At 61.0% G+C, this 18,125-nt stretch carries 17 protein-coding genes and 1 pseudogene; 7 read left to right on the top strand and 11 right to left on the bottom strand.

The features are described from left to right. Positions 1 to 25 precede the first annotated feature (25 nt). From ABIB57_RS18460 to ABIB57_RS18435, 6 genes are all read right to left on the bottom strand, one after another. A complete protein-coding gene (locus ABIB57_RS18460; RefSeq protein WP_354042658.1) occupies positions 26 to 886 on the bottom strand; it encodes a carbohydrate ABC transporter permease in 861 nt (286 codons plus the stop codon). After that, positions 876 to 1,808 (bottom strand): carbohydrate ABC transporter permease, encoded by a 933-nt coding sequence (locus ABIB57_RS18455; protein WP_354042657.1) that lies wholly within the window; start codon positions 1,806 to 1,808, stop codon positions 876 to 878. The genes ABIB57_RS18460 and ABIB57_RS18455 overlap by 11 nt, the downstream gene beginning before the upstream one ends. 83 nt (positions 1,809 to 1,891) lie before the next feature. Next, entirely contained in the window at positions 1,892 to 3,109 is a 1,218-nt protein-coding gene (locus ABIB57_RS18450; protein WP_354042656.1) for an ABC transporter substrate-binding protein, read from the bottom strand. Positions 3,110 to 3,225: 116 nt separating this feature from the next. Beyond that, positions 3,226 to 3,633, bottom strand: coding sequence for a DUF4037 domain-containing protein (locus tag ABIB57_RS18445; protein WP_354042817.1), 408 nt, complete (start codon positions 3,631 to 3,633; stop codon positions 3,226 to 3,228). An 84-nt stretch (positions 3,634 to 3,717) separates the two neighbouring features. Beyond that, positions 3,718 to 4,011 carry a hypothetical protein gene (locus ABIB57_RS18440; protein WP_354042655.1) on the bottom strand — a complete coding sequence of 98 codons (294 nt, stop codon included), beginning with the start codon at positions 4,009 to 4,011 and terminating at the stop codon, positions 3,718 to 3,720. An 11-nt stretch (positions 4,012 to 4,022) separates the two neighbouring features. Next, entirely contained in the window at positions 4,023 to 5,357 is a 1,335-nt protein-coding gene (locus ABIB57_RS18435) for an alpha-L-fucosidase (protein WP_354042654.1), read from the bottom strand. A gap of 207 nt (positions 5,358 to 5,564) precedes the next feature. Between ABIB57_RS18435 and ABIB57_RS18430 the strand changes: the two genes are divergently transcribed. Continuing rightward, a complete protein-coding gene (locus ABIB57_RS18430) occupies positions 5,565 to 6,572 on the top strand; it encodes a LacI family DNA-binding transcriptional regulator (protein ID WP_354042653.1) in 1,008 nt (335 codons plus the stop codon). Positions 6,573 to 6,992: 420 nt separating this feature from the next. Here ABIB57_RS18430 and ABIB57_RS18425 read toward each other — a convergent pair whose 3' ends face one another. Further along, positions 6,993 to 7,394, bottom strand: coding sequence for a hypothetical protein (locus tag ABIB57_RS18425; RefSeq protein WP_354042652.1), 402 nt, complete (start codon positions 7,392 to 7,394; stop codon positions 6,993 to 6,995). A gap of 218 nt (positions 7,395 to 7,612) precedes the next feature. Between ABIB57_RS18425 and ABIB57_RS18420 the strand changes: the two genes are divergently transcribed. After that, the gene (locus tag ABIB57_RS18420) at positions 7,613 to 8,899 is read left to right on the top strand and encodes a sensor histidine kinase (protein WP_354042651.1); all 1,287 of its coding nucleotides are present in this window, start codon (positions 7,613 to 7,615) and stop codon (positions 8,897 to 8,899) included. Positions 8,900 to 8,967: 68 nt separating this feature from the next. Continuing rightward, the gene (locus ABIB57_RS18415; RefSeq protein WP_354042650.1) at positions 8,968 to 10,110 is read left to right on the top strand and encodes a sugar ABC transporter substrate-binding protein; all 1,143 of its coding nucleotides are present in this window, start codon (positions 8,968 to 8,970) and stop codon (positions 10,108 to 10,110) included. A 136-nt stretch (positions 10,111 to 10,246) separates the two neighbouring features. On the opposite strand, the gene ABIB57_RS18410 is transcribed toward ABIB57_RS18415, so the two are convergent. Further along, entirely contained in the window at positions 10,247 to 11,134 is an 888-nt protein-coding gene (locus ABIB57_RS18410) for a LysR family transcriptional regulator (protein WP_354042649.1), read from the bottom strand. 139 nt (positions 11,135 to 11,273) lie between these two features. Here ABIB57_RS18410 and ABIB57_RS18405 point away from each other — a divergent pair, with 139 nt between their 5' ends. The 3 genes from ABIB57_RS18405 to ABIB57_RS18395 all read left to right on the top strand — a co-directional run bounded on the left by ABIB57_RS18405 (position 11,274) and on the right by ABIB57_RS18395 (position 13,857). Next, positions 11,274 to 12,128, top strand: coding sequence for an alpha/beta fold hydrolase (locus ABIB57_RS18405; RefSeq protein ID WP_354042648.1), 855 nt, complete (start codon positions 11,274 to 11,276; stop codon positions 12,126 to 12,128). A 63-nt stretch (positions 12,129 to 12,191) separates the two neighbouring features. Then, positions 12,192 to 12,638: an SRPBCC family protein gene (locus ABIB57_RS18400; RefSeq protein ID WP_354042647.1), complete on the top strand. Its 447-nt coding sequence runs from the start codon at positions 12,192 to 12,194 to the stop codon at positions 12,636 to 12,638. A 172-nt stretch (positions 12,639 to 12,810) separates the two neighbouring features. Further along, entirely contained in the window at positions 12,811 to 13,857 is a 1,047-nt protein-coding gene (locus ABIB57_RS18395) for a medium chain dehydrogenase/reductase family protein (RefSeq protein WP_354042646.1), read from the top strand. A gap of 98 nt (positions 13,858 to 13,955) precedes the next feature. Here the strand turns inward: ABIB57_RS18395 and ABIB57_RS18390 are convergent. Beyond that, positions 13,956 to 14,764 (bottom strand): annotated as a pseudogene (locus ABIB57_RS18390) (SDR family NAD(P)-dependent oxidoreductase). A gap of 45 nt (positions 14,765 to 14,809) precedes the next feature. On the opposite strand from ABIB57_RS18390, the gene ABIB57_RS18385 reads away from it, so the two are divergent. Further along, positions 14,810 to 15,199 (top strand): winged helix-turn-helix transcriptional regulator, encoded by a 390-nt coding sequence (locus ABIB57_RS18385; RefSeq protein WP_354042645.1) that lies wholly within the window; start codon positions 14,810 to 14,812, stop codon positions 15,197 to 15,199. Positions 15,200 to 15,511: 312 nt separating this feature from the next. On the opposite strand, the gene ABIB57_RS18380 is transcribed toward ABIB57_RS18385, so the two are convergent. Then, entirely contained in the window at positions 15,512 to 16,579 is a 1,068-nt protein-coding gene (locus ABIB57_RS18380; RefSeq protein WP_354042644.1) for an ABC transporter ATP-binding protein, read from the bottom strand. 17 nt (positions 16,580 to 16,596) lie between these two features. Beyond that, positions 16,597 to 18,111, bottom strand: a complete 1,515-nt coding sequence (locus tag ABIB57_RS18375) for a DUF5060 domain-containing protein (protein ID WP_354042643.1) — start codon at positions 18,109 to 18,111, stop codon at positions 16,597 to 16,599. Positions 18,112 to 18,125: the final 14 nt, after the last annotated feature.

The raw sequence follows: 18,125 nt of genomic DNA, 5'->3' as shown, positions 1-18,125 counted from the left end.
TGCGAGGTGATTGTCGGACGATCGCCTAGCGACCGCCCATGCCGGCATTCAGCGAAATGCTGTTGTAGATGAGCTTTTGCAGTACGACGGCGAGGATGACGCCCGGGATCATCGACAGCGTCGCGCCGGCCATGATGTAGTTCCAGGCCGTGGTCTGTTGCGTCTGGAACAGGGTCAGGCCAACCGGCAGCGTGGCGTTGTCTGCGCCGGTCATCACAATCAGCGGCCAGAGGAAATTGTTCCACTGCGCGATGAAGGTGAACAGCGACAGCAGGCCGATGGCCGGCATGGAGAGCGGGATGATGATGCTGACCAGAATGCGCAGCCGCGATGCCCCGTCGATGCGCGCCGCCTCTTCCAGCTCCAGCGGGATGGACAGGAAGAACTGGCGCAGCAGGAACGAGCCGAACGTGCCGAAAGCCACCGGCAGGATGACGCCCTGGAAGGTGTTGATCATCCCCAGCTTGTTGACGATCAAGAACAGCGGAATGATCAGCATGATCCCCGGCACCATCAGCGTCGCCAGATACGCCATCAGCAGCTTGTCGCGGCCGGGAAACTTCAGCCGGGCGAAGGCATAGCCCGACAGGCACGACACCAGCACGGTGATTACTGTCACGCTGACCGACACAATCACGCTGTTGAGGAAGAACCGGCCAAACGGCAGCGTGGTCCAGGCCTTGGCGAAGTTATCCCAGTCGAACACGGTGGGCAGGATGCGCACCGGGATTGCCAGCACTTCGGCATTGCTGCGCACCGCGTTGGACACCATCCAGAAGAACGGGAACAGGAATAGCAGCGCCACCAGCGCCAGCGCGCCGTGATTGAGAATATCGAGTGCCAGCGTGCGGCGGGCGTCGGCCTTTGCCTTGGCTCTAGTTGTCATAGTGCACCCATTTGCGCTGAAGCCAGAACTGGAATGCGGTCAGCGCCATGATCATGGCGAACATCACCCAGGCAATGGACGAGGCGTAGCCCATCTGAAAGTTCTGGAAGCCCTTCTGGAAGATCGAATAGCCAAGTGTCGCCGTGGCCGAGCCCGGCCCGCCGCGCGTCATCACGTAGATCTGGTCGAACACCTGCAGCGAGGTGATTGCCGTCATCACCGTGCCGAAGAACAGCGTCGGCGAAATCAGCGGCAGGCGGATTTTCCAGAACCGGTCCCAGGCCGAAGCACCGTCGATACGGGCGGCTTCCAGATAGCTGGCCGGCACCATGTCGAGCGCTGCGTTGAACAGCACCGTATTGTAGCCGACCCCGGCCCAGAGCGAGACAATGATCACCGCCTGCATGGCCAGCTTCTGGTCGGTCAGAAGATTTGGCAGGTGAATGGCGAGCGAGCCCGTGACGAAGTCGAAGAAGCCGCCGGGCGCAAAGATCAGCATCCAGACGATGGCGACAGCGATGCCCGGCGTGAACGTTGGGAGGAAAAAGATCACCCGGAACCATCGCTGTCCCAGCTTGAGGCTGGATATCCAAACCGCCAGCCCCAATGAGATTATGATGTTCAGCACCAGATATTCGAAGGTGAAGAACAGCGTATTGCGCACCACCGGCCAGAATTGCGGGTCAGCGGTGAACAGTTTTATGTAATTGGCGAAGCCGACGAACTGAGGCTGCCCCAGCAGCTTCCAATTGGTGAAGCTGAGCACCACCGATGCAATGATGGGCACGACCAGGAACAGCGTCACGCCGATCAGGCTCGGCAGCAGGAAGAAGAACGCGGTTCTTCCCTCGCCCCGCTCCGGCCGGCTTTTACGGGTTCTGGTCACCACCCTCTGGGCGGCAGTTCGTTCGACGACAGCCATCGGATTTTCCCTTCTGGCGACAGTTCAGCAGGTCTGAATGTCAGGTGATGCCTGGCCGGTTGCCCGGCCAGGCACAGCCGGATTTAGGGAAGCTGGCTCTGGATATCGGCCAGCACGCCATCGGTGGTGTTGTCGCCGTTCAGGGCCAGAGGCATGTACTGGGTGATCAGGTTCTCGAACTCGTTCCAGGTGTCGTTGAGGCGGAACGGGGTGGCGTGGGCGAACGAATATTCCAACGTTTCGCGGGTGCCCTTCACGTCCTTGGCGGCCACATCGTACCAGAAGTGCTGTTCGGCCAGGCGACCGGGCAGCGCGCGGCCGGCGGAGGCGAGGATTTCGGCGGCCTTTGGACCGGTCAAAACTTGAAGGGCCTTGTAGGCCTCCTCCTTGTGCTGGCCGGCGGCGGCGATGCCGAAGCCGGAACCGGCGGTGATGAAGCGGGACGGGCCATCGCCGCGCGGCAGCGGCGCAATGCCCATCTCGAAGTTCGCGCCCTTGGCGGCCGCGATCATCGACCACGGACCGTCAATGTACATGGCCGCAGTGCCTGACGCGAAACGGCCGCTGGCCTGCACCGCACTGGCACCCGAAGCAAACACCGGCGAGGCTTTGTCGACTGCGGTGAGGTCGACATACTTACCCACCGCAGCGGCATAGCCGGCATTGGTCACGTCGAACTGGTTGCCGTCGTTGAAGTATTCGGCGCCCAGCGCCACGGGGCCGGCGATGTAGTCGAAGGCCTGAGTGGCGTAGCCGTAATTGCCGTCCGAGGTCAGCTTTTCCGCCGCGACCTTGAAGTCGTCAAATGTCCAATCCATCGCCGGCTCGGCGAGGCCCGCGGCCTTGAACTTGTCGCGATTGTAGAACACCAGCCACGGGCCGACGTCATAGGGCAGGCCGTAGACGGCGCCATCATGGGACAGGCCGCTGACGATGGAGGGCTCGAAGGCCTTGATGTCAAACGAGTCCCTGGCAAAATGGGCGTCGAGTGGTTCGAGAATAGAATAGAAGCTGGGCATGCGCATGGACTGCATGGCGACGATGTCGCCAATTTCGCCCGATGACGCCAGCACCGGCAGGCGCGTCCAGTAGTCGGTCCAGCCCGAGATTTGCGGGGTGACCTTGATGTTGGGATATTGCTCGGTGACCAGATCGGCCAGGCTCTGCCACAGCGCCTGATCGCTTTGGTCGCCCCACATCTGCCAGGTAAGATTGACCGGAGCATCCTGTGCCTGCACCTGCATGGCGAAGGCAGAGGTTCCCACCAAAGCGGCGGTGGCCAGAATAAGAGATAGTTTCACGATAGTTCCTCCTCAGTGACTATGATGGTGTCGATGTTCGTGTAGGCACGGTGCAAACGTCTGCTCCTTGCCCGCCGGACCATGCTCCTCAACACGGCGACGATGGCTGGCACGGATTACTCGCCTGTCAGGACCTCCAGATCGGCGATCATGTCCATCAGCGCATGGCGCTGTCGCTGCCAGCACTCGGTGTCATGACCGGGTTCCAGAATGGCGGTCATTCGCTCGATGAAATCGGGCGGCAGAAGCACGAGATCCTTGGCAATCGCCAGGTTCCAGCCGTCGCCCGGGTAATAGGTCCGGTTGACGGCGAACACGACCTGAAGGATCGAGTTCGCCAGCTTGCCGGTGAGCCCGACCAGAAACACCAGATCGCGCCGCATCACCTTGCTGGCGTAGTGATAGTCATTTGCCCAGTAACGCAGCACCTCTAGGTGCTGGCGGATCACCGATATCCGCAGCGCATCAGGATAGACGGCCAACTGGTCCTTCCAGCCCGCCAGAATACCCTGGGGATCGACGATGATCTGCTGGTGGGCCAGATCGGTGGGCAGGTGATAGCCCCAGATCGTCCACTCATAGGTCTTGGTCTGTCCCTTTCCGGCAATCTAGGCATCGAGGTCGGCCTGCACGTCGCCGTAGCGCCGCGCCCAGACACCATCGAGGCGCAGCCCCTTGGCTTCCCAGCCTTGCAGTGCCAGGTCGAACTGACGCCAGGCACTGCTCTGCTTTAAAACTGGCCCCTTAAAGCGGTCGCTATAGACCCGGAAGTCGAAATCCGACTGCGCGTCCGAGCGCTGCTTGGCGCGCGAGCCGCCAAGCGACACCGCGCCATCCCCCTCCTCGGCCAGATTGGCGATGAGGGGGGTCATGCTGGCAAACAGGTCTTGCTCGATGCTCATCGCGACGCCGATCAGTCCTTGAGGAACAGCTCGATGACTGGCACGACGACGTTCGGCTTGATCACCGGCAGCTCGAGCGTGAGAATGCCGTTGCCGACCGCGACGCCGATATTTGAATCGACCTCGGCCTCGGGATCGAGCCAGTGGATCTCGCTCGCATCATGCAGGAACTGTGCGTATTTCGCCTTGCCGCCTAGTCCCTCGATATGAATGTGGCGGAACGGCCAGGTCTGCACATGCAGGTAGAGGCGATTGCCCACCTGGGTGAACTTGCAGCCATTCGGCGCGACAAAATTGGACGCCCCTGCTCCATAGATGGCGCGCTGGTTGACAGCCATCCAGTCGCGATAGACGCCCAGCGCATCCTCGGCCCGCGCGTCGAACGTGCCGCGTCCGGTCGGACCAACGTTCATCAGCAGATTGCCGCCCAGCGAGACGGTGTCAATCAGCAGGTTGATGAGCTGGCCGGCATCCTTCCAACTCGTCTCGTCGCGGTAGTAACCCCACGAGCCGCTGAAGGTGTGGCAGACTTCCCAGCGCACCGGCTTGCCTTGCGCGGTCGGCGCCACGCGCGGCGTATACTGCTCGGGGGTCGCCAGGTCCTTGGGGTGATTGCCATCGGTGGGCAGATCGAGACGGTCGCCGACGATGATGTTTGGCTGCAGCTTGCGCACCAGGCCGATCAGCTCTTCGCTTTCCCAATCATTGCGGCCCTTGCCGGGCAGGCCGCGATATTCGCGGTTGGGGTAGCTGAAGTCGAACCAGATGACCGCGATATCGCCAAAATTGGTCAGCAGTTCGGTGACCTGATTGCGCATATATTCGGCGTATTTACGCACGTCACGCGACTTGTTGATCTCGATCGCGTCGGGATGGTTGCGCTGGGGATGAATCGCATCGATGGGAAATTCCTCGTGATGCCAATCGATCACCGAATAGTAGAAACCGACCCTAAGCCCCTCGGCGCGGAACGCCTCCACATAGGCCTTGAGCAGGTCCTTGCCATAAGGCGTATTGATCGCCTTGTAGTCGGTAAACTTGCTGTCCCACAGGCAGAAGCCCTCATGGTGCTTGGCGGTCAGCACCACATATTTCATGCCCGCTTCTCTGGCGCGGCGCGCCCATTCGCGCGGATCATAGAGGTCGGGATTGAAATTCTCGAAATACTTGGCGTAGTCCTCGGCCGAAATCTCTTCGCGGTTCTGCAGCCATTCGTGGCGCGCGCCCTGCGCATACAGACCGAAGTGAATGAACATGCCGAACCGGTCTTCGGTAAACCAGGCCTTGCCGCTCGAGCCGTCGATACGGCCGGCGTTTTCCACAGCGCTATCCAATCTTTCCTCCATCTGCCGGTTTCGCATCCTCATAATCGAACCGGTTCGATATCAAACTGATTTAGGATGCGATCCGAGTCAAGCCGGTTTCGAGAGCTGTGTGCATTTTGAGAATTGCCTTGCGAAATGTCCCTCGAATGCTCATCATTTGATACTTTCAAACGGGCAAGCGCATATATTTGCCGGCGCCAGAAGTTATAGAAGCGGTTCGACATAGTAATGGCTACCATCCGCGATGTTGCCAAACTCGCCGACGTCTCGGTGTCGACTGTCTCACTGGCTTTGAGCAATCCGGGCCGTGTCAGCCAGAAGACTCTCGAGCGCATCCGCGCTGCGGTGCAGACCGTGGGCTATGTGGTTGACCCGCTGGCACAAAGTCTCGCCCGTGGCCGCAGCCGCATGATCGGTTTCGTGGTCGGCAATGTGGGTAACCCGTTCTTTGGCGACATTCGCCGTGAGCTTGAAAATTACGCCATCGAGCACGACCACTTCGTGCTGATCACCGACTCATCGGGCAAGCCGGATCGCGAACGCGCGCTGGTCGAACACCTGTCCGGCCTCAAAGTGGCGGGTCTCGCCCTGGCCCCGTCCGGGCACGATCAGGCCTATGTGGATTTTGTGCAGAACATCAAAATGCCAACGGTGTGCTTCGACCAGAAGGTCGCCGGCATCGATCGCGACTTCGTCGGCTCGGACAACCGGCTGGCCGGGGCCATGCTGACCGAACACCTGTTGCAACTGGGCCACCGCCGCATCGCCTTTATCGCTGGCCCCAAGCATCTGCACACCGCCTCCGAACGCCTGCGCGGTTTCATGGAAACCATGGGTAGCGCCGGCGTCGAGGTGAACCCCAATTTCATTGTCGATGGCCAGTTCACGCGCAGCGCCGGTTATGAGGCGGCGATGCGCCTGCTGGTCCAACCCGAACGCCCCACCGCGATCATCGGCGCCAACAACGCCGTGGCGCTCGCGGCTCTCCAGGCCATGCAGGAATTGGGCTTCAACTGCCCGGACGACATCTCGCTGGCGATGATCGACGACGTCCAGTGGAGCAGCGTCATCACCCCGCGCATCACCATGGTGATCCAGGACACACTCAAGCTGGGCGGCATCATCGCCCGCCGCATCCTGCATCGCATCATGAGCCCCGAAGGCGCCGCCGACCCGGCCGAGGACTTCGTGCTGTCGCCCAAATTCGTACCCGGCAATTCCTGCAAGAAGCTCTGAACGCCAGCGAGTCTGTACAAAAACAAAAAACCCCCGGAAAACCGAGACCGGTTTCACCCTCCAAGCTGGTGAAGATGACGCCGCTCGCAGTGCCCGGTCGGTGTACGACGCCCGCTACTGGGAACCACGCGGCCCGGTGTAAGCGCGCGCGGCTCGTCGGCGATGACCATGCCGCGCCGTTGCAGGTCTTCGCGCATGAAGCCGATGGGGGTAGGCTTTGAGGGACAACGACAGGGCACGGTAGTCGTGGTTGACCTCTCGCCTGGCGGTATGAGCGGAAGGTTTGCATCTGGCTCATGCGCCGCCGCCATTTCGCCCGCTGCTGGGAACAGCGGCAGCGTGTCCGCACCATGGGTGCCGATGAGACCCGTTATGGCCCACATCGCATCGCGGCGATTCAAAACCTCAACATCTGCGGGATTAGTTGATCAAGGAGTTGTCTGTTTCTGGGCGCGGAGCAGGTGTACGATGAGCACGGCCCGGCAATAGGTCGAGCGTTCGGGCCTGCTTCTTTGCGAAGTTGCAACTGTCGCGAGTCACAAATGGCGCAGCTTCTTCGGCCCTTTTTTGGCCCTCCCGCTTGAGCGTTGCCACTGAGACGCCAAGTCCGGCAGCGACTTGGGCAATCATGGTATCCAGCTTCGCCGGATCGTAAACGACGCCGCATAACCGCTGGCCGTTGATCCAGAACCCAACGTCGCGGGACTGCGTATAGAGGTCCGACCAACCCGCAGGGTTCAGTGGTGATTGAGCCCAGGCCGAGGATGCAAGCAACAAGATGGCGCAGGCGGCGCCTAGTGCGATACGCGTTGACTTGGACAATGAGGGGCCTCCCAAAAGAGTGGATTGAACCGGTCCCTAATGACCGGTTCAAGGCAGCGTTTCCGCGTCAAAGCGCATTTCTTCTGTTGCATCTCTCCGTCTTCTATTCAGCCGTGGCGCGACAGCACGGAATAGGGCAAAAAGCGTTGATGCCCAGTTCTGCTCGACAGCTTGTCCGTTCAACTTCTGCGTTCCTGCTTGTCGGGTTCGTTGCCCTCATGGCCATCGTCGGCACGAACTTTTGGCTGGGCGAACGCGCGCAATCATATTTTGCCGATACCATGGCTGCGCGCGATACGCGCGTCGCGGCGGTGGAATTGCGGAGCGCTATGCAGACGGCGGAATCCAGCCAGCGCGGCTTCATCATCACGGGCAATGAAATCTACCTTGCTCCATATCAGTCGGCAAAGGCCCAGGAGCAACGGCACTTGCTCGCCCTGCAGTCCCTGTTGCTCTCTTATCCGAACGCGGACGCAACGCTCCGTCGCCTATCGGAAATCCTTGCAGCAAAATTTGACGAGTTCGAACGCACCATTGTTCTTAAGCGAGATCAGCGGGACGACGAAGTCATCTCGATCATTCGAACGAACAAGGGCAAGGCTCTGACAGACGAAGCCAATGTTTTCTTCGCCGGTATCATCGGCGCGGCCGATGGCAGACTGACGACGGGCGTCGCGGAGCAAACCGCCAATGCGCGACTGCTTCGCTTTGTGTCAGGGATCGGCGCGCTGGTCATTATCTTAGTGGTCGGCGGAGCGGCCTATGGCATAGCGCGCTACACGCGAGAGTTGCGCGCGACGGGCAATGAGGTCACGGCGCTCAACAACGAGCTTGAGCAGCGCGTCTCAACCAGAACGGCAGATCTAGCGATCGAACGTGACCGGGCCGGGGTTCTGTTAGCCGAGGTCAATCACCGCGTAGCGAATAGTCTCTCGCTGGTTTCGTCCCTGATTACCTTGCAATCACGAGCAGTCGTCGATCAGGCAGCGAAGGACGCGTTGGCCGAAACGCAGGAGCGCATCTTCGCCATCTCGCTGGTGCACAAGCGGCTCTATGGTTCAGCCGACGTCCGATCCGTGCAGCTCGATGAATATCTGACCGGATTGCTGGAACACCTGAGCACCTCGTTGCGTGGCCAAGGACATGGCGTGTCTTTGTCTTTTGCTATCGCGACGATCGACCTCGATACCGACGCAAGCATCAGTCTAGGTGTGATCATCACCGAACTGGTGACCAACGCGTTCAAATATGCCTACCCCGAAGGGGTGGGTGAGGTTCGGGTTCGTCTCGGCAAAGTCGGCGACGAGATTGAACTCGTCGTCGAAGACGATGGCGTCGGCCGCGCCGAGGGCGCGCCAGCCACAGGGACGGGCGTCGGCACCCGCATCGTCAAAGCGATGTGCATGAGCCTGTCGGCAACTATCGAATACCGCAACGGCCGGCCCGGCACTGCAGCTCATCTGAGCTTTACGCCGAAATCCACTTCGTCCGCCAACGTGGAGTAGACCGGAACGTTGGATGTGTGAAAAGGTCTTTCAAAGGGACACGCTGTCGGCGTGCCGGTGAGGGACGAATGTCATTGTATCGAAACGCCCGTCGGCTCCTTGCTGTCGTGTTCACAGCGATGGTCGGCGTTACTGCCGCAATTGCCCAGGAAGAATCGCCCGGCCTCACTCAACGTACCGTGTTCCCGGCGTTCAATCCTTCCGCACCAATGTGCACCCCGCCAAAGGGCGTTTCGCGCGTGCTGGCATATGTGCAGGAAAACCAGCGCGATTTCCTGCAAGGCATTGGCTACGGGCTGGAGATGGCGGCCAAGAATCGTGGTCTTGAGTATCGTCACAGCGTCACCGACGATGACGTCGCTAAGGCACTGCAGCAGATAGCGACGTTTCGCGAGGCGAAGGTCGGCGGCCTGGTCGCGACATCCTCGGATCCTGCTGCGATCAGCAAAAGCCTGCAGCAGGCCATTTGGGCGGGCATCTTTGTCGGCACGGTGGTTCCGCCTCCGGCGACCTTGCTGCTCAATGCACCGCAGTATGCGACCGGCAAAGCTCTCACCGACGCCGCTATCGCCCACATCAATGCGCACCTCGGCGGCAAAGCCAATGTGGTTCTGCTAACGCAGGACAGCATGGAATATCTGACGCCGCGGTTCGAGGCGATGCGGGACGGCTTCAACGCCTTGCCGGGTGTTACCATCGTTGCCGATATAGCGCCAAATCCCGTGAGCAAAGAGGGCGGCTTCGCGACGATGAATACTATCCTTCTGGCCAATCCAGATATTGACGTGGTTCTGGGGGGCGACGCGGTGGTGCTCGGTGCGCTTGATGCTCTGCGGGCGGCCGGAAAAGATCGTCCAGACCAGTTTTTGGGCGGCATTGACGGTGAAGCCGCAGGGGTGGCCGAAATCATCAAGGGTGACAGTCCATACAAGGCCAGCATCGCCCTATCCTCGCCGGTGTTTGGCTACGCGATGGGGCAATTTGCTGCGGACTGGCTAGACGGCCGAAGCGTGCCTCAGGCTATGGACATCCTCCCCGTTGCGTTGACGGCAGACAATATCGCTCAATACCAAGCCGATCTGGTCGATCCGGCCTCGGTCTTTACCGACGCCGCCCGACGCGATACGTACCTTCGGATGTACGGCAACATTTGCTATGACTCCCGCGATCAGTACGTCAACTTCCCTTGGTCGTCCGAACTAAAGGACTGAAACCTGGGCGACAGACGTTCGCCGGGTTCAGCGCAGCATTTTGACTTGTTACCTCAGGGCATAGGGTGGAAAGCGGACTGGCAATTTTTGGAAATGCACGGGCTCATAGCTGCCGTTCGAGAGGGCGCTCTCAAACCTAGCTCTTGCCCAGCACATCACCAATTGCGTCGGACAGAAAATCGGCCACGCGCCGGATGCGAGCATTGCTACGCACTTCCTCACTCATCACCAGCCATACCGGCAAAGGGCTCAGCAGGATGGAAGTGACCTGCTCGAGCTGCTTGTGGCGCGTGGCCAGAACGAGCTGGCCGACGCCGACGCCGCCCCCTGCCAACAGCAGGTTCCATCCCAGCATGCCGTCGTCGGTGCGCAGCGCGAACTCTTCGCGGGCCAGACCGATGCCATAGGCCGAGAAGGCCCTGATCAGGAAATCACCACGATCAAGACCAATCAGGTCATGATGGCGCAGGTCTTGCTTCGAGGCGATCCGCCCCCGCCGGTCGAAATAATCCCGTGTCGCAAACAGCCCCAGTGGCGTGTCGCCAAGCCGGCGGGCGATGAGCGCGTTCTGGGTGGGATCGGCCATACGGATGGCGATGTCGGCGTCGCGCCGGAGCAGGTTCTGATTGGTGTCCGAGGCGACGATCTCAAGCTGGATGCTTGGCTCGGCCTGTCGGAGGGCTGCCAGCATGGGTGGCAGCATCAGGTTAGCAACGATCACCGATGCGGTGATCCGCACCGTGCCCTGCAGCTGTTGGGAGCGGCCCTGGGCCTTCAGGTTGAGGGCCTCGGCGGCGGCGCCCATGGCACGGGCATCCTCGACCAGACCGAGGGCCGCATTAGTGGGGTCTAGCCCCTGTGCCGACCGCGTGAAGAGGATAACCCCCAGCGCGGTCTCCAGCTCGCGAATATGCCGGCTCAACGTCGGCTGGGTGGCGCCGATGCTCTTGGCGGCTGCGGACAATGAGCCGCCCTCGACGACGGCGAGAAACGAACGCAGCAGGGCCCAGTCGAGGTTATCCATGTTTAGCAGGGCTATCCATTTTTGGAATGAAGCTATCGTTTCTTGGCCGATTACCATTCAGAAATATGGCAGCTACTTTGGTGAGGTCAACAAGAGATCGCTGCCGACCGGCGGTCACCTCAACCAGAGAAACCCCGTCATGAGCACCACCAGCACGCAGACCCAGTTCATCACCAACGAGGGCGGCCGTATCGCCTTTGAGGACACCGGCGGCAACGGTCCGGCCATCCTCGCCATTCCCGGCATGGGCGACCTGCGGTCCGAATACCGCCTGATCCGTCCGGCCCTGCAGCAGGCCGGATATAGGGTCATCACCATGGACGCCCGCGGCTTTGGCGAAACCGCCGCCAAATGGAGCGATTATTCGGCCCGCGCCGTCGGCCGCGACGCGGTGGCCGTCCTCAAGCACCTGGGCATTGGCCGCGCCACCATCATGGGCAACTCCTTTGCCGCTGGTTCGGCGCTCTGGGCGGCGCAGGACGCACCAGCGCAGGTCAATGGCGTGGTGCTGCTGGGGCCGATCCTCCGCGATCTGGAAGCCTCCTTTATCCAGAAGCTATCGCTCAAGATCGGCTTTGCCGGCCCCTGGAAGGTGGGGTTCTGGACCATGTACTGGAACACCCTGTTCCCCACCAGCAAGCCTGCCGACCATGTCGAGGTGAAAGCGGCGATCACCGCCAACCTGCGCGAGCCGGGACGCATGGATGCCCTCGTGGCGATGCTCTCCCTCTCCAAGGCCGACACCACCGCCATTCTTGACCAGACCAAGGTTCCGGCGCTCATCGTCATGGGCACCAAGGACCCCGACTTTGCCGATGCGGTCGAAGAGGCGCGCATGCTGGCCGGCAAGCTCAAGGCAGACACCATCATCGTCGATGGCGCCGGGCACTATCCCCACGCCGAAATGCCTGAGCTTGTGGCGCCGAAACTTCTGTCTTTTCTCGGTAGCCTCAGGGGCAACGGCTCCAAAGCCAGCCTTGGCGCCATCGCCTGATCCGACCGTCCATTTCGGCGCGCCACGGCGTACGGCACCCAATTCCCCTAAAGGACCAGAACCATGAGCATCGTGATCAAGACTTCGATCGATATCAACGCTCCTGCCAAGGACGTCTGGGCCGTCCTCACCGACTTCCCCGCCTATGGGCAGTGGAGCAATTTCTCCAAAATCGATGGCGTGGCGCAGACCGGCACCAAGCTCGCCATGAAGATGCCGGGCATGTCGTTCGGCTCGACGGTGACGGCCTCCACGCCGAACCGGAGACTCGAATGGGCCGCCAAAATCTTCAGCAAAAACATCTTCGAGGGCCGACACACCTTCACCCTGACGCGCAACCCGGACGGCTCGACGCACCTCGACAATACCGAGATGTTCTTGGGTGGCCTGATGTGGCCGTTTCAGAGGCTGTTCAAGCAGCAAAAGGGCGGCCGGGCCAACGGCTATGACGGCTTCAATCAAGCCCTCAAGTACCGTGTGGAGTCGAGCTCAAGCGCCAAATCGCGATGAGAACGGGGCCAAAGTCGGCATTGCCCGGTGGTGACCGGTGAGCTGTCGTCACCGACTTGCTCCCGAAACTGCCAAGTCTGTCCCTCCGTTACCGACCGCCTTCGTCAGCCTCACCCAACTGAGCCGCAGGCATCCCGCCCCGGCCACCGGTCTTGCTTAGGAAATTCAAAAAATGACACCTCTTCGTCCCGCCGATCAAATCACCACCCAGGTCAACCTCCCCGGCGTCGTCGCACCCTCTGGCCTGCAGGTTCGGCAGGTAGCGACCCCCGTCCCCGCCGCCGGCCAGGTGCTGTTGCGGATGGAGGCGAGCGGTGTGTCATTCGCCGAGAAAGCGATGCGCCGTGGTCGCTATCCGGGGCAGCCGAAGTTTCCCTTCGTGCCGGGCTACGACGTCGTCGGCACGGTGCTGACGGTTGGTCCGCAAGGTGAGCAGACAATGGTCGGCCAGCGTGTCGCGGCGGCGATCAAGACCGGCGGCTGGGCGAGCCACGTGCTGGTGCCCGCGGACGAGATCGTGCCGGTGCCAGAGGGCGTCGCGGCGGCCGATGCGGAGACCGTGATCGTCAACGGCGTCACCGCTTGGCAGATGCTCTACAGCAAGGCGCAGGCCAAGCCGGGGCAGACAATCCTCGTGCTTGGCGCGTCGAGCGGGGTCGGCACGATCCTTGCGCAACTCGCCATCTCCGATGGCATACGGGTCATTGGCACGGCTTCGCCGCGCCAGCACGCGGCGCTGAGGGCACTCGGGGTCGAGCCGATTGACTATGCCGATCCCGATGTCGCCGCGCGGGTGCGCGAATTGTCGCCGCGCGGCGTTGATGCGGTGTTCGATCATCTGGGACCAAGCAGCGTCAAACAGAGCTTTGCGCTGCTCGACCAGGGCGGCATCCTTGTCGTCTATGGCATTGCCGCCGACCTCGACAAGAACACCGCTCTAGTACCGCGGTTCCTGGGGTTGCTCACCACACTGGCGCTCTGGACGGCATTGCCAAACGGCCGGCGCGCTCTGTTCTATGACTTCTGGGAAGGCATGCTGATCGGCAAGGCGGAGGCCAAGCAGCGGCGCCGCGCGGACATGGCGAAGGTCTTGGCGCGGCTTGCCTCGGGTGCGATCAAGCCGGTCATCGCGGCCACGTTCCCGCTCAGCCAAGCGGCGGACGCGATGGAACGCTCCGAAGCGCGTGGCCTTTTCGGCAAGGTGGTGATTACGCCGTAAGGTGACAGCTATTCGCCTTCCAGACTGTCTGCTTATATCTCCCGAACCGCATAGTGGACAATGCCAACTGCTTTGAGCCACCTGCACGGCTCGTCGCTCTACGCAGTTGGCAGCAGGCCGCCGTCCAGGCGTAGGTTAGATCCCGTAATATACCCGGCTCTGGGGCTCACGAGAAAGGCGATGGCGTCGGCGATCTCTTCTAATGTGCCAACCCGACCGACTGGCACCTGCGCAAACATAGGCAATACCGCCTGTGAAACCTCCTCCCAAGGAGCATCCTGGGGAATGCCATTCGCAAGGGCAACCGCTCGGAATCCGGTCTCAAGGCTGATGCTTCGAATGGTGCCCGGGGATACTGTGTTTACGGTGATGCCGTCCGGCGCCACGGCTTTGGCCATCGACGCTGTCATTGCGATCATGGCAGCCTTAGCCGCCGAGTAGTCCGGTCTCGTCGCCGGCGGCATCATGCCCGCCAAGCTGGAGATATTGATAACTCGCCCCCATTTGGCGGCTCGCATGTGCGGTAGCAGCAACGACGACATTCGTACGGCTGCCAAGACGTTACGGTCGAAAGCGGACGCCCAAGTCGCCGCACTGGTATTCGTCCAGTCCTCGCTACCCCCAGAGCCGCCGGCATTATTGACAAGGATGTCGATGGGTCCGGCGAAAGCCTGCGCTTCCCGACAAGGCGCTGAACGTCCCCGTCCACCGTCAGATCGCCGATAACCGCATGGGCACGACCGCCATCGGCAACAATTCCCTTGGCAACGTGATCTGCTTTCGCGAAATCACGCCCATGGACAATGACGATCGCTTTCTCACGGGCGAGCCCCCGAGCGACCGCCTCGCCAATTCCCTTGCTGCTTCCCGTGACCAGTGCAATCTTGCCGTCCAGTTTTAAATCCATGCCAACACCTCTTTTGAAGTTTGTTTTGCATAGATAGACCGGACGATGACCCAGACAATTACGCACTTAAAAGTGCCTGCAGACTATGAGAACCGATCTATCTGCCTGGGACCTGACGGTTCGGCGGCCCATGTCATCAGAGTGCTGGCAATGGTTGGCGGGCGCTGGAAACTTCCCATCCTGTTCCGTCTCTATGAGCGGTCGAGACTGCGAAACTCCGAACTCATGCGGGACATGGCGGGCGTTTCGCAAAAAATGCTCACCCAGCACCTCAGAGAGTTAGAGGACGATGGGTTGGTTGCTCGCGAGGATTTCCGGGAGCAGCCACCGCGTGTGGAATACAGCCTCACTCATGCCGGTCTGGGGCTCATTCCTGTACTGGCAGCGGCGAAGAGGTATTCCGAAATCCATCCGAACCGCCCTGGCCTGAAATGATCATGAAAAACGGCTCCAACCGAAGCTGTAGCCGTTCTTCAGGCAGCACGACTCCCATCAGAAGCGGAAGTTCACGCCGCCTTCACAGTGTAAAAGTCGTAACTTTCTTTGATATCTACGCCGGCCGGAAAGCCGCCCAGGGGCGTGTAATCAACTGATGCATTGCCCAAGTTGGTGTAAGCGTACTCGGTCTGAACCGAGATGTTGTCAGTGCCATATACTCAAGGCCTGCGACAACGGTTTACCCCACGCGGTTGACGTCATGGAAATCAGGGCCGCCCCCCGAGACGCCAATCTAACGCAAACTCACTCTTAAGCAGTCAGTCGATTTCCACTCTCCGGGTCGAAAAAGAGCGCCCGCTCGCTGGCGAGCGTGAGTTGGATGATCTGCCCTGCTGTGGCATCCACTCGGTCATTCATGACGCAAACCACGTCCTGCCCGCCTAGTCGGACAGTCATGTGCGTCTCCGAGCCAGTCGGCTCGATAAGCAACACCTCGGCTGCCACGCCCTTGCCATCGGCCAGCTTGATGTGTTCCGGCCGTATGCCGAAAATGATGTCCTTACCCGCCAGACTCGCATCGAAAGTCCGAACTGAGATGCTCGACCCATCCGGCAGATGCACGCTCCGGCCATCGGCTCCGGCCTTGCCCGCGATAAAATTCATCGCCGGCGAGCCGAGGAAGCCGGCCACGAAGAGATTGTCCGGCCGGTCATAAAGATCGAGCGGCGCGCCCATCTGCTCGACGCGGCCGGCATTCATCACCACGATCTTGTCGGCCATGGTCATGGCCTCGATCTGGTCATGGGTCACATAGACGATGGTGGTCGACAGGCGTTGATGCAGCCCCTTGATCTCGCCGCGCATCTGCACGCGCAGTTTGGCGTCGAGATTGCTCAGCGGCTCGTCGAACAGAAATACTTTTGGATCGCGCACGATCGCCCGCCCCATGGCGACGCGCTGGCGCTGCCCGCCCGACAATTGGGCCGGCTTGCGCCCCAGCAGCGGCCCGAGCCCGAGGACGGCCGCCGCCTCGTCGACCTTGCGCTTGATTTCGGGCTTCTTGGTCCCGGCCAGCTCCAGCGCAAAACCCATGTTCTGCGCCACAGTCATCTGCGGATAGAGCGCATAGTTCTGGAACACCATGGCGATGTCCCGATCCTTGGGCTCGAGATTGTTGACCACGCGCCCATCGATCGAAATGCTGCCGCCCGTGATGGTCTCCAGCCCCGCGATCATCCGCAGCAGCGTGGACTTGCCGCAGCCGGACGGCCCCACCAGGATGACGAATTCACCATCGGCGATATCGATATCGACTCCGTGGATGACCGGGTTGATGCCGTAGGATTTTCTGACATCGCGAATCTGGACGGTGGACATAGCGGAGACCTTTCGGATTACCGGCGCGGACGGACGCGAATGGCAAGGTTCGGCACGCCCGGCAGTTCAACCGCAAAGGCGGCATCGGGCCGGCGCTGGCGCAACGCCGCGCCATGCCGTGTCGGATGGTTGGCGGGGGCATCGACGATCTTGGCCGGCATCACCGTCATGTTCCAGGTGTCGATCACGTCGACCTCGTAATCGCCCGGCTCCTGCGGCAGGCCGGGCGCCCAGATGATCGGCTGGTGCTCGCCGAGGTAAATATAGGTGACCTCGCCGTCCGTCGCCCCCGATACCCGGCTCCACGGCCAATTGCTGGCCCGCGCGATCGGGGTGAGGCCGGTTTTGACGTCCTCTTCCAAGAGGTCGCGCATGAAACCGATCCGCTTCCACGCCTCGCCGCGCAGTGGGCCGCCCTTGGCCCACCAGAGAATGTCATCGGGATGCATGAAGGTTTCGCCATGCCCCGCATAGCCGCCGCGAAGCAGGGTGATCCAGTAGCGATGCACCAGTTCGGGTGCCGAAATATTGCCCCAGGGGAGCATGATATCGCCCTCATATTCGGGTTCGTCATTGATCACCGGCTTGCCATAGGTGTCGCGCCATTCCTGGGTCCGCTTGACATCCCAGTTCTGGATGCAGACATGGCTGACCCAGGGCTTGCGGTGATCGTAATTGGCGTTGACGTCACCATTGTGGATCGACTTGAGATGCCGGTAGGGGTCGTTTTCCTCGATGATCTGGAAGTAGCGGTCCCACTGCGCCATCGGCTTGGTGTTGAGCAGGAAATCGTATTCGTTGGCCAGCGACCACCACACATTGCGATAGGCGCTGAGCCGAGCCGCCAGGTACGCGACATAGCGGAAATCCTGCTCCGGGCTCATGTCGCAATAGCCCCAACGGTCATAGGGGTGGAAGATGATGATATCGGCCTCGATGCCCAGATCGCGCAGCGCGCCGACCTGGTTCTCGAAATGGCGGAACGCCTCGGCATTGGGCCGGTCGAAATCCAGCTCGCCCTCCGCATCGACCTCGTACATGTCGTAGAGCGGCTCGTTGGTGTTGAACGGATAGTCCTTGGGGAACACGCCCATGCGCATCTTGTTGAAGCGCGCGCCCTTGAGGCTCGCGAGAGTTTCCGCCTGCAATTCCAGGGTCTGGTGCGTCCAGGCATAGCTGGTGGTGCCGAACGCCAGATAGGGCGTGCCATCGGCATGGGCGAAGTGGAACTGGTGGCTGACCTGCACCGGGCCGTGATTGCCCTCTCCCGCCGCTCCAGCGGTGAACCCGCCGGTCTGGCCGTCGAGTTCAGGCGCCGAGGATTGGGTGAGGAACGTCCAGTCCCCCTCATTGTCGGGCATGAACCGCACCTTGTAGGTGCCCTCGCCGTCATAGAAACCCGGCACCCGGACCACGCGGCTGTTCTGCTTGAAGAAGGCTTCGAAATTGACATCGATATGCGGATTGCCGGCGGAGGGGCCGGTGAACGCGGCTTCGAAGAAATCCCATTTGGCGACGGTGGTCTTGGTCATGTGTGTTCGCAATG

The organism is Devosia sp. UYZn731, assembly GCF_040546795.1.
GTDB lineage: Bacteria > Pseudomonadota > Alphaproteobacteria > Rhizobiales > Devosiaceae > Devosia.
Note: the sequence above shows the minus strand (reverse complement) of the source record. Positions and strands in the feature narration are given on the sequence as shown.

Coding starts and splice junctions, on each gene's coding strand:
- ABIB57_RS18455 (WP_354042657.1), bottom strand. CDS start 1,808: ATGGCTGTCGTCGAACGAACTGCCGCCCAGAGGGTGGTGACCAGAACC.
- ABIB57_RS18430 (WP_354042653.1), top strand. CDS start 5,565: ATGGCTACCATCCGCGATGTTGCCAAACTCGCCGACGTCTCGGTGTCG.
- ABIB57_RS18420 (WP_354042651.1), top strand. CDS start 7,613: ATGGCCATCGTCGGCACGAACTTTTGGCTGGGCGAACGCGCGCAATCA.
- ABIB57_RS18375 (WP_354042643.1), bottom strand. CDS start 18,111: ATGACCAAGACCACCGTCGCCAAATGGGATTTCTTCGAAGCCGCGTTC.
- ABIB57_RS18435 (WP_354042654.1), bottom strand. CDS start 5,357: ATGGAGGAAAGATTGGATAGCGCTGTGGAAAACGCCGGCCGTATCGAC.
- ABIB57_RS18380 (WP_354042644.1), bottom strand. CDS start 16,579: ATGTCCACCGTCCAGATTCGCGATGTCAGAAAATCCTACGGCATCAAC.
- ABIB57_RS18410 (WP_354042649.1), bottom strand. CDS start 11,134: ATGGATAACCTCGACTGGGCCCTGCTGCGTTCGTTTCTCGCCGTCGTC.
- ABIB57_RS18395 (WP_354042646.1), top strand. CDS start 12,811: ATGACACCTCTTCGTCCCGCCGATCAAATCACCACCCAGGTCAACCTC.
- ABIB57_RS18385 (WP_354042645.1), top strand. CDS start 14,810: ATGACCCAGACAATTACGCACTTAAAAGTGCCTGCAGACTATGAGAAC.
- ABIB57_RS18440 (WP_354042655.1), bottom strand. CDS start 4,011: ATGAGCATCGAGCAAGACCTGTTTGCCAGCATGACCCCCCTCATCGCC.
- ABIB57_RS18415 (WP_354042650.1), top strand. CDS start 8,968: ATGTCATTGTATCGAAACGCCCGTCGGCTCCTTGCTGTCGTGTTCACA.
- ABIB57_RS18460 (WP_354042658.1), bottom strand. CDS start 886: ATGACAACTAGAGCCAAGGCAAAGGCCGACGCCCGCCGCACGCTGGCA.
- ABIB57_RS18400 (WP_354042647.1), top strand. CDS start 12,192: ATGAGCATCGTGATCAAGACTTCGATCGATATCAACGCTCCTGCCAAG.
- ABIB57_RS18405 (WP_354042648.1), top strand. CDS start 11,274: ATGAGCACCACCAGCACGCAGACCCAGTTCATCACCAACGAGGGCGGC.